Origin of the sequence: Streptomyces noursei, assembly GCF_016917755.1 — a bacterium.
In the GTDB taxonomy this organism is placed as follows: domain Bacteria; phylum Actinomycetota; class Actinomycetes; order Streptomycetales; family Streptomycetaceae; genus Streptomyces; species Streptomyces yunnanensis.
On record NZ_CP070326.1, the window covers coordinates 6938764 to 6954412 of the forward strand.

A 15649-nucleotide genomic window follows, 5' to 3' on the forward strand; every position below is an offset into this window, starting at 1 on the left:
CCGGCCCACCACGAGAGAGAGCGGAAAACGATGAGCAAGCTGCGCGTGGCCGTCCTGGGAGCCAAGGGCCGTATCGGCTCTGAGGCCGTCCGGGCCGTCGAGGCCGCCGAGGACCTGGAGCTGGTCGCGGCCCTCGGCCGGGGCGACAAGCTGGAGACGCTGGTCGAGGCCGGTGCCCAGGTCGTGGTGGAACTGACCACCCCGGACGCGGTCATGGACAACCTCGACTTCTGTCTGCGGCACGGCATCCACGGTGTGGTCGGCACGACCGGCTGGACCGACGAGCGCCTCGCGCAGCTGCGCACCTGGCTCGACGCCGCCCCCGGCGCGGGCGTGCTGATCGCTCCGAACTTCTCGATCGGCGCCGTGCTCACCATGCGCTTCGCGCAGCAGGCGGCCCGGTTCTTCGAGTCCGCCGAGATCATCGAGCTGCACCACCCCAACAAGGCGGACGCGCCCTCCGGCACCGCCGCCCGCACCGCCCAGCTGATCGCCGAGGCCCGTGCGGAGGCCGGCTGCCCGCCCCAGCCGGACGCCACCCGGACCGCCCTGGACGGCGCCCGCGGCGCGGACGTGCACGGCGTCCCGGTGCACTCGGTGCGGCTGCGCGGCCTGCTGGCACACCAGGAGGTGCTGCTCGGCGGCGTGGGGGAGACCCTCACCATCCGCCACGACTCGCTGCACCACAGCAGCTTCATGCCGGGCATCCTGCTCGGCGTGCGACGCGTGGTGGACGCCCCGGGCCTGACGGTGGGCCTGGAGAACTTCCTCGATCTGGGCTGACGGCAATGGGTGGAAAGATCACGTACATCTTCCTCGCCACCGTGCTGGTGCTGGTCTTCGGCGTGGTGGCCATGGAGGGCGTGCTGCTCCTGATGACCGGTGAGCCGGCGGCGATGGGCATGGGCGCGGTGGCCTTCGTACTGCCGTGCCTGGGCGGCTGGTTCCTGTGGGCCAACACCCGCTTCGCCCGCGACGCGAACCGGCTGGCCGGCGAGCTGGAGGCGGAGGGCGGCCTGCCGCTCGACGACATCGCGCGCACCCCCGGCGGCCGGATCGACCGGGACGCGGCCGACGCGGTCTTCGCCCGGCGACAGGCCGAGACCGAGGAGGCGCCCGGCGACTGGCGCACATGGTTCCGGCTCGCCGTCGCCTACCGGGACGCCCGGGACACCCCGCGGGCCCGCAAGGCCATGCAGCGCGCCATCGCCCTGCACGACGGCAGGACGGTCCCCGGCGACCCCGAGCCCGCCCGGACCGCCTGAGTCCCGCACACGACGACCGCCCGGCTCCGTACGGCTGTTCCGTACGGACCCGGGCGGTCGTCGTGATCAGTGCGCGCGGTACTCCGCCGCCCACGCCTCCAGCACATCGGCGGCCCGCTCGAACGTCCTCGGGCGGCCCAGGAAGTCCGCGTTGTGATCCGTCAGCAGGGTCCGCAGCGGCTCCGTGCGCACCCGCTCGACGTGCAGGGCCTGGCCCTGCACCGTCCGCGGCCAGCCCAGCCAGCGCACCGGCTGCTGGACCGTGCGGACCGCCGCGACCGCGGACCACGGCAGGGTCGTGGTGCGCAGCAGCTGCACCTGGCGCAGCCCCCGGGCGCTGACCCAGATCCCCACCCGCACCAGCCGCAGTGCCAGCGCGATCACCACCAGCCCCACCGCCGCGCAGACCGCCGCCCCGGCAGGCGACCCGGCCAGCGCGATGATCAGCGCGGAGAACAGGACGAACGCGGCGAGCAGCAAAAACACCGCCGCCGTCCCCACGCGCCACGGTCCGGGGCGGTAGGGACGGCGCCAGTGGTCGGGGCCGTGAGGCGGCGGGGGGACGGGATCCGCACGGCCGTCGGCCTGGAGGGCACGGTCGGCCGTCAGGAAGGGCAGGGGCACGGCTGGGTCCTCACTCAGGGCTGGTCAGCACGGACGTCATGCCGACGGAAGCTGTGAGCGGTGAGGCTATCGGGACTGGCGGAGCGGAACCACCCGGGCGGGACCCCGGTGGCCCGCTCCACCGCCGGCTCAGCGGTGCGCTGCCTCGGACTGGTGCACCCCGGTCGAACCGGAGGTGTCCTGCTGGAGGGCCGGCAGGCCGAACAGCAGGGCGCCCGTCAGACCACCCACCACGGTGAGTGTGATCAGGGACTGGCCGACGAGCTGCGCACGCGACGGGCGCGGGCGCGGCGGGGGAGTGATATTGCTGCGGAACCGGTCTGCCTCGGCAACGAAGGCGAACGGGACGGGCTCTCGCCGGCGGAACATGAGGGGGCTCTCCTTGGAACCTCGAAGTGGGCACTGTCACAGGGAAAGACGACTGAGGCGTCCTTTTGGTGCCCGTTTTCCGTTACTTCTGTGAAAAATATCAACCGCCGCCCGTCGACTCGCAGGAGGGGCCTCCTTTTTCCGTTTTGTTACGAATTCATCGCTAACGCGGCATCAGCTGCCGTTTCCCGGCCTGTCGGTGGCGGGCCGTAGGCTGGACGCGCACGAGGATCGAATGGAAGGAACCGCCGGTGTCCCACACCCCCGACAGCGCCGAAAGCGCCCCCGTCAGCTTCCGCAGCGAGGTGACGGTCGAGCTGGTCAAGCACAGCGCAGCGGACAGCGACGTGCTGTGGGCGGCCCGGGTCTCGACGGCCGGCGAGCAGTCCCTGGAGGAGCTGCAGAAGGACCCGGAGCGCTCCAAGGGCCTGATCAACTACCTGATGCGGGACCGGCACGGCAGCCCGTTCGAGCACAACTCCATGACGTTCTTCATCAGCGCCCCGATCTTCGTCTTCCGCGAGTTCATGCGGCACCGCGTCGGCTGGTCGTACAACGAGGAGTCGGGTCGCTACCGCCAGCTCGAGCCGGTCTTCTACGTCCCCGGCGAGTCCCGCAAACTCGTCCAGCAGGGTCGCCCCGGCAAGTACGAGTTCGTCGAGGGCACCCCCGCACAGCACGAGCTCACCGGCCGCGCCATGGAGGACTCCTACCGCCAGGCGTACGGCGCCTACCAGGAGATGCTCGCCGCCGGTGTGGCCCGCGAGGTCGCCCGCGCGGTACTCCCCGTCGGCCTCTACTCCTCGATGTACGCCACCTGCAACGCCCGCTCCCTGATGCACTTCCTCGGCCTGCGGACGCAGCACGAGCAGGCGAAGGTCCCCTCGTTCCCGCAGCGCGAGATCGAGATGGTCGGCGAGCAGATGGAGGCCCACTGGGCCAAGCTGATGCCCCTCACCTACGCCGCCTTCAACGCGAACGGTCGTATCGCTCCGTAACGCTGCGCGCGCGCACGGCGCCGTACCTTCCGGGCCGGCGAGCAGGCTGCCCCGCCGCCGGAAAACTCGTCCGAAGTGTCCGGATTGCGGCGCTTTGAGAAGTTCATTTACGCTGAACAAACGGACCCGGCACTGCTTGAACCCCCGAGCAGGCAGTGCCGGAGTCCACATCCCTACTCCCCAGCGGCACACCCCGCGGCGCCCTACGAGTAGCGTGGGACCCATGGCTCCGACTTCCACACCGCAGACCCCCTTCGGGCGGGTGCTGACCGCCATGGTCACGCCGTTCACGGCGGATGGCGCTCTCGATCTTGACGGCGCGCAGCGGCTCGCCGCACATCTGGTGGACGCCGGCAACGACGGTCTTGTCGTCAACGGCACCACTGGAGAGTCCCCGACCACCAGCGATGCGGAGAAAGCCCAGCTGGTCCGCGCCGTGGTCGAAGCCGTCGGCGACCGTGCCTTCGTCGTCGCCGGAGCCGGTACCAACGACACCCGGCACAGCCTTGAGCTGGCCCGCGCCGCGCAGGACGCCGGCGCGCACGGCCTGCTCGCGGTCACGCCGTACTACAGCAAGCCCCCGCAGGAGGGCCTGCTGCGGCACTTCACCGCCATCGCGGACGCCACCGACCTGCCCGTGATGCTCTACGACATCCCCGGCCGCAGCGGCGTCCCGATCAACACCGAGACCATGGTCCGGCTCGCCGAGCACCCCCGGATCGTCGCCAACAAGGACGCCAAGGGCGACCTCGGCCGCGCCAGCTGGGCCATCGCCCGCTCCGGCCTCGCCTGGTACAGCGGCGACGACATGCTCAACCTCCCGCTGCTCTCGGTCGGCGCGGTCGGCTTCGTCTCGGTCGTGGGCCACGTCGTCACCCCGGAGCTGCGCGCCCTCCTCGACGCCCACCTCACCGGTGACGTCACCAAGGCGACGGAGATCCACCAGAAGCTGCTCCCCGTGTTCACCGGCATGTTCCGCACCCAGGGCGTGATCACGACCAAGGCCGCCCTCGACCTGCAGGGCCTGCCCGCGGGCCCGCTGCGGCTGCCCCTGGTGGAGCTTTCCCCCGAGGAGACCGAGCAGCTCAAGCGCGATCTCGCCGCCGGCGGGGTACAGCTTTAGAACACAGACTTCATAACTGCATACGGAACAACAACCGCCACATAGCAAGTGCACGAATGTCATGCGCGCCACGTGCCTCGACGGCAGCGTGGCGCGCATGGTGAGGAGAGTCTTTTGAGTCATCCGCACCCTGAGCTCGGCGCTCCGCCGAAGCTTCCCGAAGGTGGCCTGCGCGTCACCCCGCTCGGCGGCCTGGGCGAGATCGGCCGCAACATGACGGTCTTCGAATACGGCGGCCGGCTGCTGATCGTCGATTGCGGAGTGCTCTTCCCCGAGGAGGAGCAGCCCGGAATCGACCTGATCCTGCCCGACTTCACGTCCGTCAGGGACCGCCTCGACGACATCGACGGCATCGTGCTCACGCACGGCCACGAGGACCACATCGGCGGCGTCCCCTACCTCCTCCGGGAGAAGCCGGACATCCCGCTGATCGGCTCCAAGCTGACCCTGGCCCTCATCGAGGCCAAGCTCCAGGAGCACCGGATCCGCCCCTACACGCTGGAGGTCGCCGAGGGCGACCGCGAGCGCCTGGGCCCCTTCGAGTGCCAGTTCGTCGCCGTCAACCACTCCATCCCCGACGCGCTCGCGGTCGCCATCCGCACCCCTGCGGGCATGGTCGTCCACACCGGCGACTTCAAGATGGACCAGCTTCCGCTGGACCGTCGGCTGACCGACCTCCCGGCCTTCGCCAAGCTCGGCGAGGAGGGCATCGACCTCCTCCTCTCCGACTCCACGAACGCCGAGGTCCCCGGCTTCGTCCCGCCGGAGCGCGACATCTCCAACGTGCTGCGCCAGGTGTTCGCCAGCGCGCAGAAGCGCATCATCGTCGCCAGCTTCGCCAGCCATGTGCACCGCATCCAGCAGATCCTCGACGCGGCGCACGAGTACGGCCGCCGGGTCGCCTTCGTCGGCCGCTCCATGGTTCGCAACATGGGCATCGCCCGCGAACTGGGCTACCTGAACGTTCCCGCGGGCCTGGTCGTCGACGTCAAGACCCTCGACGACCTGCCGGACGAAGAAGTGGTGCTGGTCTGCACGGGCTCCCAGGGCGAGCCGATGGCCGCCCTCTCCCGGATGGCCAACCGCGACCACCAGATCCGCATCGTCCAGGGCGACACGGTCATCCTGGCCTCGTCGCTCATCCCGGGTAACGAGAACGCGGTCTATCGCGTGATCAACGGCCTCAGCCGTTGGGGCGCCAACGTGGTCCACAAGGGCAACGCCAAGGTCCACGTCTCGGGCCACGCCTCGGCCGGCGAGCTGCTGTACTTCTACAACATCTGCAAGCCGAGGAACCTCATGCCGGTTCACGGCGAATGGCGCCACCTCCGCGCCAACGCCGAACTGGGCGCGCTGACGGGCATCCCCAAGGACCGCATCGTCATCGCGGAGGATGGCGTCGTCGTCGACCTGGTCAACGGCATCGCCAAGATCGCCGGCAAGGTCCAGGCCGGCTACGTCTACGTCGACGGCCTCTCGGTCGGCGATGTCACCGAGGCCCACCTCAAGGACCGCCGCATCCTGGGCGACGAGGGCATCATCTCGATCTTCGTGGTCGTGGACAGCAGCACCGGCAAGACCGTCGGCGGCCCCAACGTCCACGCCCGTGGCTCGGGCATCGACGACAAGGACTTCGGCGCCGTCGTCCCCAAGATCGACGAGGCCCTGGCCAAGGCGGCCCAGGACGGCATCGCCGAGCCCCACCAGCTCCAGCAGCTGATCCGCCGCGCGGTCGGCAAGTGGGTGTCGGACAACTACCGTCGCCGCCCGATGATCCTCCCGGTGGTCGTCGAGGTCTGACGGACCGTCCGCACGAAGGTCCTCAAGTAGGAGCGGGGCGCCTGGATTTGCATCCAGGCGCCCCGCTCCAGTACGTTTGCGGCTCCGCCAGAACGGGAAGCACCGCACGCTGCGCGTACGGACTGCCTCCCACAGACCGCGGAATTCCGACCCAGAGCAATCTGATAAAGTCGGAATCAGCCGAAAGGCAAAACCCTCCGACGAAAATCGGAACCGAATTCGAAGCCGGTAGCGCCCCTCGGGAAGCGGCCCGGAAGCGAAAAAGGATCTGGTAAGGTTGGAACCGCGAGGAAGCCGAAAGGCCGAATCGCACCGGCGAAAATCGGAGCCGAAAGGATCTGATAGAGTCGGAGACGCAAGACCGAAGGGAAGCGCCCGGAGGAAGCCCGAGAGGGTGGCCGAAGGAAGCGTCCGTTCCTTGAGAACTCAACAGCGTGCCAAAAGTCAACGCCAGATATGTTGATACCCCGTCTCCATCTTGGAGATGAGGTTCCTTTGAAAAGTCCTTCCAATAGCTTTGGGAGGCGCACAGCGAGGACGCTGTGAACCGCGAGGATTATTCCTCCTTGTGGTTCCGCTCAACGCGAGTGTTGATACCGGATTACCGGTAAGCATTCACGGAGAGTTTGATCCTGGCTCAGGACGAACGCTGGCGGCGTGCTTAACACATGCAAGTCGAACGATGAACCGGCTTCGGTCGGGGATTAGTGGCGAACGGGTGAGTAACACGTGGGCAATCTGCCCTTCACTCTGGGACAAGCCCTGGAAACGGGGTCTAATACCGGATATGACACGGGGTCGCATGATCTCCGTGTGGAAAGCTCCGGCGGTGAAGGATGAGCCCGCGGCCTATCAGCTTGTTGGTGAGGTAGTGGCTCACCAAGGCGACGACGGGTAGCCGGCCTGAGAGGGCGACCGGCCACACTGGGACTGAGACACGGCCCAGACTCCTACGGGAGGCAGCAGTGGGGAATATTGCACAATGGGCGAAAGCCTGATGCAGCGACGCCGCGTGAGGGATGACGGCCTTCGGGTTGTAAACCTCTTTCAGCAGGGAAGAAGCGAGAGTGACGGTACCTGCAGAAGAAGCGCCGGCTAACTACGTGCCAGCAGCCGCGGTAATACGTAGGGCGCGAGCGTTGTCCGGAATTATTGGGCGTAAAGAGCTCGTAGGCGGCTTGTCACGTCGGATGTGAAAGCCCGGGGCTTAACCCCGGGTCTGCATTCGATACGGGCAGGCTAGAGTTCGGTAGGGGAGATCGGAATTCCTGGTGTAGCGGTGAAATGCGCAGATATCAGGAGGAACACCGGTGGCGAAGGCGGATCTCTGGGCCGATACTGACGCTGAGGAGCGAAAGCGTGGGGAGCGAACAGGATTAGATACCCTGGTAGTCCACGCCGTAAACGTTGGGAACTAGGTGTGGGCGACATTCCACGTCGTCCGTGCCGCAGCTAACGCATTAAGTTCCCCGCCTGGGGAGTACGGCCGCAAGGCTAAAACTCAAAGGAATTGACGGGGGCCCGCACAAGCAGCGGAGCATGTGGCTTAATTCGACGCAACGCGAAGAACCTTACCAAGGCTTGACATACACCGGAAAGCATTAGAGATAGTGCCCCCCTTGTGGTCGGTGTACAGGTGGTGCATGGCTGTCGTCAGCTCGTGTCGTGAGATGTTGGGTTAAGTCCCGCAACGAGCGCAACCCTTGTTCTGTGTTGCCAGCATGCCTTTCGGGGTGATGGGGACTCACAGGAGACTGCCGGGGTCAACTCGGAGGAAGGTGGGGACGACGTCAAGTCATCATGCCCCTTATGTCTTGGGCTGCACACGTGCTACAATGGCCGGTACAATGAGCTGCGATGCCGTGAGGTGGAGCGAATCTCAAAAAGCCGGTCTCAGTTCGGATTGGGGTCTGCAACTCGACCCCATGAAGTCGGAGTTGCTAGTAATCGCAGATCAGCATTGCTGCGGTGAATACGTTCCCGGGCCTTGTACACACCGCCCGTCACGTCACGAAAGTCGGTAACACCCGAAGCCGGTGGCCCAACCCCTTGTGGGAGGGAATCGTCGAAGGTGGGACTGGCGATTGGGACGAAGTCGTAACAAGGTAGCCGTACCGGAAGGTGCGGCTGGATCACCTCCTTTCTAAGGAGCATTTCTTACCGAGCTTTGTGCTTGGTCAGAGGCCAGTACATCAGCGAGTGTCTGATGCTGGTTGCTCATGGGTGGAACGTTGACTACTCGGCGCGATTGGTGTGAGGACTGTTAGTACTGCTTCGGCGTGGAACGCAGGGTCTCATCTGGTCGGGTCGGGCACGCTGTTGGGTATCTGAGGGTGCGGACTATGGTCTGAACCTTCGCGATGCCGGTCCCAGTGAACTCAGCCTTCGGGTTGGGGTGGTGGGTGGCTGGTCGTTGTTTGAGAACTGCACAGTGGACGCGAGCATCTGTGGCCAAGTTTTTAAGGGCGCACGGTGGATGCCTTGGCACCAGGAACCGATGAAGGACGTGGGAGGCCGCGATAGGCCCCGGGGAGCTGTCAACCGAGCTTTGATCCGGGGGTGTCCGAATGGGGAAACCCGGCAGTCGTCATGGGCTGTCACCCGCTGCTGAACACATAGGCAGTGTGGAGGGAACGCGGGGAAGTGAAACATCTCAGTACCCGCAGGAAGAGAAAACAACCGTGATTCCGGGAGTAGTGGCGAGCGAAACTGGATGAGGCCAAACCAGTCACGTGTGATACCCGGCAGGGGTTGCGTGGTTGGGGTTGTGGGATCTCTCTTCTGTCGTCTGCCGGCGGCAGGGCGAGTTAGAAACCGTTGATGTAGGCGAAGGACATGCGAAAGGTCCGGCGTAGAGGGTAAGACCCCCGTAGCTGAAACGTCAGCGGCTTGCTTGAGAGACACCCAAGTAGCACGGGGCCCGAGAAATCCCGTGTGAATCTGGCGGGACCACCCGTTAAGCCTAAATATTCCCTGGTGACCGATAGCGGATAGTACCGTGAGGGAATGGTGAAAAGTACCGCGGGAGCGGAGTGAAATAGTACCTGAAACCGTGTGCCTACAAGCCGTGGGAGCGTCGCGCAGAGACTTGTTCTTTGCGTCGTGACTGCGTGCCTTTTGAAGAATGAGCCTGCGAGTTTGCGGTATGTTGCGAGGTTAACCCGTGTGGGGAAGCCGTAGCGAAAGCGAGTCCGAATAGGGCGTTGGAGTAGCATGCTCAAGACCCGAAGCGGAGTGATCTAGCCATGGGCAGGTTGAAGCGGAGGTAAGACTTCGTGGAGGACCGAACCCACCAGGGTTGAAAACCTGGGGGATGACCTGTGGTTAGGGGTGAAAGGCCAATCAAACTCCGTGATAGCTGGTTCTCCCCGAAATGCATTTAGGTGCAGCGTCGTGTGTTTCTTGCCGGAGGTAGAGCACTGGATAGGCGATGGGCCCTACCGGGTTACTGACCTTAGCCAAACTCCGAATGCCGGTAAGTGAGAGCGCGGCAGTGAGACTGTGGGGGATAAGCTCCATGGTCGAGAGGGAAACAGCCCAGAGCATCGACTAAGGCCCCTAAGCGTGTGCTAAGTGGGAAAGGATGTGGAGTCGCAGAGACAACCAGGAGGTTGGCTTAGAAGCAGCCACCCTTGAAAGAGTGCGTAATAGCTCACTGGTCAAGTGATTCCGCGCCGACAATGTAGCGGGGCTCAAGTACACCGCCGAAGTCGTGTCATTGCAGCATGAGGGCTAACGCCTGTTGTGATGGGTAGGGGAGCGTCGTGTGCCGGGTGAAGCAGCCGTGGAAACGAGTTGTGGACGGTTCACGAGTGAGAATGCAGGCATGAGTAGCGATACAAGAGTGGGAAACTCTTGCGCCGATTGACTAAGGGTTCCTGGGTCAAGCTGATCTGCCCAGGGTAAGTCGGGACCTAAGGCGAGGCCGACAGGCGTAGTCGATGGACAACCGGTTGATATTCCGGTACCCGCTTTGAAGCGCCCAATACTGAATCAGGCGATGCTAAGTCCGTGAAGCCGCCCTGATCTCTTCGGAGTTGAGGGGAGTGGTGGAGCCGACGGACCAGACTTGTAGTAGGTAAGCGATGGGGTGACGCAGGAAGGTAGTCCAGCCCGGGCGGTGGTTGTCCCGGGGTAAGGGTGTAGGCCGTGTGGTAGGTAAATCCGTCGCACGTTAAGGCTGAGACCTGATGCCGAGCCGATTGTGGTGAAGTGGATGATCCTATGCTGTCGAGAAAAGCCTCTAGTGAGTTTCAAGGCGGCCCGTACCCTAAACCGACTCAGGTGGTCAGGTAGAGAATACCGAGGCGTTCGGGTGAACTATGGTTAAGGAACTCGGCAAAATGCCCCCGTAACTTCGGGAGAAGGGGGGCCATTTCTGGTGATCCGTTTTACACGGTGAGCTGGGGGTGGCCGCAGAGACCAGCGAGAAGCGACTGTTTACTAAAAACACAGGTCCGTGCGAAGCCGTAAGGCGATGTATACGGACTGACGCCTGCCCGGTGCTGGAACGTTAAGGGGACCGGTTAGCTCCATTTCGGTGGGGCGAAGCTGAGAACTTAAGCGCCAGTAAACGGCGGTGGTAACTATAACCATCCTAAGGTAGCGAAATTCCTTGTCGGGTAAGTTCCGACCTGCACGAATGGCGTAACGACTTCTCGACTGTCTCAACCATAGGCCCGGTGAAATTGCATTACGAGTAAAGATGCTCGTTTCGCGCAGCAGGACGGAAAGACCCCGGGACCTTTACTATAGCTTGATATTGGTGTTCGGTTCGGCTTGTGTAGGATAGGTGGGAGACTTTGAAGCGCCAACGCCAGTTGGTGTGGAGTCGTTGTTGAAATACCACTCTGGTCGTGCTGGATGTCTAACCTGGGTCCGTGATCCGGATCAGGGACAGTGTCTGGTGGGTAGTTTAACTGGGGCGGTTGCCTCCTAAAGGGTAACGGAGGCGCCCAAAGGTTCCCTCAGCCTGGTTGGTAATCAGGTGTTGAGTGTAAGTGCACAAGGGAGCTTGACTGTGAGACTGACGGGTCGAGCAGGTACGAAAGTAGGGACTAGTGATCCGGCGGTGGCTTGTGGAAGCGCCGTCGCTCAACGGATAAAAGGTACCCCGGGGATAACAGGCTGATCTTCCCCAAGAGTCCATATCGACGGGATGGTTTGGCACCTCGATGTCGGCTCGTCGCATCCTGGGGCTGGAGTCGGTCCCAAGGGTTGGGCTGTTCGCCCATTAAAGCGGTACGCGAGCTGGGTTTAGAACGTCGTGAGACAGTTCGGTCCCTATCCGCTGCGCGCGTAGGAGTCTTGAGAAGGGCTGTCCCTAGTACGAGAGGACCGGGACGGACGGACCTCTGGTGTGCCAGTTGTTCTGCCAAGGGCATGGCTGGTTGGCTACGTTCGGAAAGGATAACCGCTGAAAGCATCTAAGCGGGAAGCCTGCTTCGAGATGAGGGCTCCCACCCACTTGATGGGGTAAGGCTCCCAGTAGATGACTGGGTTGATAGGCCAGATATGGAAGCGCCGTAAGGTGTGGAGTTGACTGGTACTAATAGGCCGAGGGCTTGTCCTCAGTTGCTCGCGTCCACTGTGTTGGTTCTGAAGCCACGAACAGACCAACGGTTGTTCATAGTTTCATAGTGTTTCGGTGGTTATAGCGTTAGGGAAACGCCCGGTTACATTCCGAACCCGGAAGCTAAGCCTTTCAGCGCCGATGGTACTGCAGGGGGGACCCTGTGGGAGAGTAGGACGCCGCCGAACTATCATTCAGCTCCGGTCCCTGAACCTTCTGGTTCAGGGACCGGAGCTTTTTTGTTAGGGGTTTGCAGTCTTGGACGTAACGTGACGTTCAACTGTCCTGGACATGCTCCGCGGCATGGGGACAGTGGGAACGCTCAGGTCGGCCGGTGTCCGTGCTGGTGACGAGGTGGTGGTGCCGGCCTACGGCAGTGCCGAAGTCGCCCGGGCCGTCGTGGAGTTGGGGGCCGTGCCGGTGTTCGCCGATGTGGATGCCGAGAGCTACTGCCTGGATCCGGCGGCGGTGGCGGATGTGGTGACCCGGCGGACCGCCGCGGTGGTGACGGTGCACCGGTTCGGGCGGCCGGCGGACGTGCCGTGGATGCGTGAAGTCGGCCAACGACACGGGCTGTTGGTGCTGGTCGAGGACGAGCCCGGGGTGCGGCCGGAGGAGGCGGAGCTGCGGCGCGAGCACGCCAGGTATCTGGACGGACGGCTGAGCGGGGTGCGGACGCCGGCGCCCGCGGCCGGGCACAGCTATGAGCGGTATGTGGTGCGGGTACCGGGGAACGGGCGGCCGGACCGGGACGCGTTCGCACGGGCCTTGCGGGCCAAGGGAGTTGGCTGCAAGGTGCCGGTGCAGACGCCGGTGTACCGGATGCCGGGGCTGCGGCGGGATGTCTTTCTGCCGGAGACCGAGCGGGCGGTCGACGAGACGTTGGCGCTGCCGGTGGATGCCGGAATGACGCGGCGTGAGGTGCAGCGAATGGCGGCGGCCTGCAATGCGCTGGGGGGATTGCTGCAACCGGCTTTCTAGGGCGGCGGGGCCGGTTCGGAAACAGTGCGGGAGTGGGGTAGTATTTATCTCGTTGCCGGCCCCAATAGCTCAGTCGGCAGAGCGTCTCCATGGTAAGGAGAAGGTCTACGGTTCGATTCCGTATTGGGGCTCAGATAAGGGAAAGTCCCCCACCGGTTGGTGGGGGACTTTTTCGTTTGTGGGGCGGGGGTTGCCCCGCCGCCCGGCCCGACTGGGGCTAGGCGGCGGGGATTTCGGGGACGCGCAGGGCGAGAATGGCCATGTCGTCGGAGGCCGGTTCGGCGGCGAAGCGTTCGACGGCGCGCAGGACGCGGGCGGCGACGGCGCCGGCGGTGAGGCCCGTACACGTCGTCAGGACGTCGGTGAGGCCGTCGTCGCCGAGCATGCGGGTGCCCTCGCGGCGTTCGGTGACGCCGTCGGTGACGCACAGCAGGACGTCGCCCGGTGCAAGGGTGACGGTCTGTTCGTAGAGTTCGAGGTCGTCCATGACGCCCAGGAGGGGCTGGGGCTCGGCGGCCGGCTCGACCGAACCGTCCTGGCGGAGGCGGAGCGGCAGCGGGTGGCCGGCGCACACCACCTTCAGGAGCGCGCTGCCGTCGTCCTGCGGCCACAGTTCGCCGTAAAGGAGCGTCAGGAAGCGGCTGCGGGCGCCCTCGTCGAGGATGGCGGCGTTGAGCCGCTCCAGGACGGCGGGGCCGCCGAAGCCCTCGCGGGCGAGGAGGCGGAGGGCGTGGCGGGCGAGACCGGTGACGGCGGCGGCCTCCGGCCCCGTGCCGCAGACGTCGCCGATGGCGAAGCCGTAGGCGCCGTCCCGGATCGGGAAGAGGTCGTAGAAGTCGCCGCCGACCTCGTTGCCCTCGCCGGCCGCGCGGTAGATGACCTCGGCCTCGACGCCGGGGATGTCGGGGAGCTCCGGGGGCAGCAGGCTGCGCTGGAGCGACTGGCTGATGGCGGTGCGCTCGCTGTAGAGGCGGGCGTTGTCCAGGGCCAGGGCGGCTCGGCGGGAGAGGTCCTCGGCGAGTTCGAGGATCTCCTGGCGGAAGTGCTCCTCGGTGGGCTTGCCGAGGGTGAGCATGCCGATGACGCGGTTGCGGGCGACGAGGGGGAGGACGACGGTCTCGCCGCCGACCGCGGAGGCGGTGGCGAGGGTCGCGCCGGGCCCCTTGGAGGGGCGGGCGGACTCCTCCAGGCCGAGGCTGCGCAGGGAGGTGCGCAGCGCCGCGTCGTGGGCGGCGTCGGCGGGTGCGGTCCAGACGCGGGCGCCGGGCGTGGGGACCGGTTCGGGCGGGTCGACCTTCATCAGCAGGGTCTTGAGGCCGTCGATGCGGTCCTCGTCCTCGTGGAGGACGTAGGAGAGTTCCGGTTCCGAGGTCTGGTCGGCGACGGTGTAGACGGCGCACCAGGTGGCGAGGGTGGGGACCGTCATCTGGGCCATCAGGGCCAGGGTCTGGTCGCGGTCGAGGGTGCCGGCCAGTAGGTCGGACGCCTCGACGAGGAAGGACAGGGAGCCGCGGCGGAGCTTCTCCAGTTCGGTGAGGCGGGCCCGTTCGACGGCGAGGGCGATGCGGTCGGCGGCGAACTGGAGGCGCAGGGCCTCTTCGTTGGTGTAGCGGGAGGGGCTCTCGGCGGCGACGCCCAGTGAGCCGGTGAGCCGGCCCTCGACCTTGAGCGGGACGGTGACGACCGAACGCATGCCCGTGCCGGCGAGCAGCGGGACGGCGCCGGGGACGGCGGTGAGGTCTTCGTGGACGGCGGGCATCCGGGCCGAGCCGTAGCGTCCGGAGCCGGCCTCGACGGGGACGCGGGCGAACCGCTGGCGGGCGGAGGGCAGGCCCGTCGAGGCGCGTACCTCCAGCTCGGTCTCGTCGTCGGTGGCCAGCAGGAGGTAGGCGGCGTCGCCGTCGAGCATGTCGCGGGCCCGTTCGACGGTGCGCTGGAGCAGGCCGTCGAGGTCGTCGGGGGCGGGGGAGCCGATGAAGACCTCGAAGGGGTCGGTGGGCCGCCCCTCGGGCGCGGAGGCGCCGTCGGCGGAGGGGGGACGCTGCGGGCTCTGCAGGATCGCGCGCTCGTGGTCGCGGACCAGGAGACAGACCGTGGACGCCTCGCCGTCGGTGTCGCGGACCCTCAGATGGGAGGCGTAGACGGGAACGACCCGGCCGTCGGCGCCCCTTATGCCGTAGGAGCCCTCCCAGCGGGAGAGTTGGAGCGCCTCGGCGATGCCGGTGCCGGTGCCGGGGGTGTGCGGCCAGGCGGCGAAGTCGGTGAGGGGCTTGCCGATGATCTGTTCGGGGTCGTAGCCGAAGAGGTCCTGGGCGTCCTCGTTCCAGAACGTGACGCAGCCGCCGGGGTCGATCTGGACGACCGCGACCCGGACCCGGGTCTCGGCGACCGGGAGGGCGTCCACGGGGAGGGCGGGGCCGGCGGAACGGGTGCCGGCCGGGCGCTCGGGGAGGTCGAGGTGGAACCAGACGTGTTTCTGGGCGGCGGTGTACTCCACGCCCCAGCGGGCGGCCAGCGCGCCGCACAGCAGCAGGCCGCGGCCGCCCTCGCGGTCGGGGTGGACCACGGTCTGGCCGGTGTTCTGGAGGGGGATCTCGCGCTCGGGGTAGCGGTCGGCGACGGAGATCCGGATGCCGCCGTCGGTGCGCAGGCACAGCACGTCGGCGGCGGTGCCTGCGTGCACCACGGCATTGGTGACCAGTTCGCTGGTGAGGACCACGGCGTCGTCGACGACGTCGGCGTAGCCCCAACCCTGGAGGGTGTCGCGGACGAAGGCACGGGCAGTGGCGACCGAGCGCCCGACCGGCTCGAAGGTGGCGGCGGCCCGCGCGGTGATCACTGGTCTCCTCATGCGTGTGTCGGTGATCTGCTCCCCCATGTCGTGGTGCCCCTCCGAATACCTGTCGTGCTCGCACCA

General features: G+C 65.9%; 9 protein-coding genes, 1 tRNA gene and 3 rRNA genes. 10 read left to right on the top strand and 3 right to left on the bottom strand.

Translation table 11 applies throughout. The features are described from left to right. Nucleotides 1-30: 30 nt before the first annotated feature. Complete coding sequence (gene dapB, locus JNO44_RS30445; RefSeq protein ID WP_205366907.1) at nucleotides 31-783, top strand: 4-hydroxy-tetrahydrodipicolinate reductase; 753 nt, start codon at nucleotides 31-33, stop codon at nucleotides 781-783. A gap of 5 nt (nucleotides 784-788) precedes the next feature. After that, nucleotides 789-1265, top strand: a complete 477-nt coding sequence (locus tag JNO44_RS30450) for a tetratricopeptide repeat protein (protein WP_205366908.1) — start codon at nucleotides 789-791, stop codon at nucleotides 1263-1265. Between the two features lie 66 nt (nucleotides 1266-1331). On the opposite strand, the gene JNO44_RS30455 is transcribed toward JNO44_RS30450, so the two are convergent. Next, on the bottom strand, nucleotides 1332-1889 hold the full coding sequence (locus JNO44_RS30455; RefSeq protein ID WP_205366909.1) for a hypothetical protein: 558 nt from the start codon (nucleotides 1887-1889) through the stop codon (nucleotides 1332-1334). Nucleotides 1890-2018: 129 nt separating this feature from the next. After that, complete coding sequence (locus tag JNO44_RS30460; protein WP_039632216.1) at nucleotides 2019-2258, bottom strand: hypothetical protein; 240 nt, start codon at nucleotides 2256-2258, stop codon at nucleotides 2019-2021. A 251-nt stretch (nucleotides 2259-2509) separates the two neighbouring features. On the opposite strand from JNO44_RS30460, the gene thyX reads away from it, so the two are divergent. The 8 genes from thyX to JNO44_RS30500 all read left to right on the top strand — a co-directional run bounded on the left by thyX (nucleotide 2510) and on the right by JNO44_RS30500 (nucleotide 12863). After that, nucleotides 2510-3256: an FAD-dependent thymidylate synthase gene (gene thyX, locus JNO44_RS30465; RefSeq protein ID WP_205366910.1), complete on the top strand. Its 747-nt coding sequence runs from the start codon at nucleotides 2510-2512 to the stop codon at nucleotides 3254-3256. Nucleotides 3257-3479: 223 nt separating this feature from the next. Further along, nucleotides 3480-4379 (top strand): 4-hydroxy-tetrahydrodipicolinate synthase, encoded by a 900-nt coding sequence (gene dapA, locus JNO44_RS30470; protein ID WP_039632212.1) that lies wholly within the window; start codon nucleotides 3480-3482, stop codon nucleotides 4377-4379. 114 nt (nucleotides 4380-4493) lie between these two features. Continuing rightward, on the top strand, nucleotides 4494-6179 hold the full coding sequence (locus JNO44_RS30475; RefSeq protein WP_205366911.1) for a ribonuclease J: 1686 nt from the start codon (nucleotides 4494-4496) through the stop codon (nucleotides 6177-6179). Between the two features lie 614 nt (nucleotides 6180-6793). Further along, nucleotides 6794-8322, top strand: a 16S ribosomal RNA gene (locus JNO44_RS30480). 306 nt (nucleotides 8323-8628) lie between these two features. After that, nucleotides 8629-11751, top strand: a 23S ribosomal RNA gene (locus JNO44_RS30485). A gap of 71 nt (nucleotides 11752-11822) precedes the next feature. Next, nucleotides 11823-11939: ribosomal RNA gene (gene rrf / locus JNO44_RS30490) — 5S ribosomal RNA — on the top strand. Together the 16S, 23S and 5S rRNA genes form the textbook arrangement of a ribosomal RNA operon. A gap of 115 nt (nucleotides 11940-12054) precedes the next feature. Next, nucleotides 12055-12732, top strand: a complete 678-nt coding sequence (locus tag JNO44_RS30495; protein WP_205366912.1) for a DegT/DnrJ/EryC1/StrS family aminotransferase — start codon at nucleotides 12055-12057, stop codon at nucleotides 12730-12732. A gap of 58 nt (nucleotides 12733-12790) precedes the next feature. Further along, nucleotides 12791-12863: transfer RNA gene (locus JNO44_RS30500), tRNA-Thr, on the top strand. A gap of 86 nt (nucleotides 12864-12949) precedes the next feature. Here JNO44_RS30500 and JNO44_RS30505 read toward each other — a convergent pair. After that, the gene (locus JNO44_RS30505) at nucleotides 12950-15571 is read right to left on the bottom strand and encodes a SpoIIE family protein phosphatase (protein WP_205370769.1); all 2622 of its coding nucleotides are present in this window, start codon (nucleotides 15569-15571) and stop codon (nucleotides 12950-12952) included. Between the last annotated feature and the right edge of the window lie 78 nt (nucleotides 15572-15649).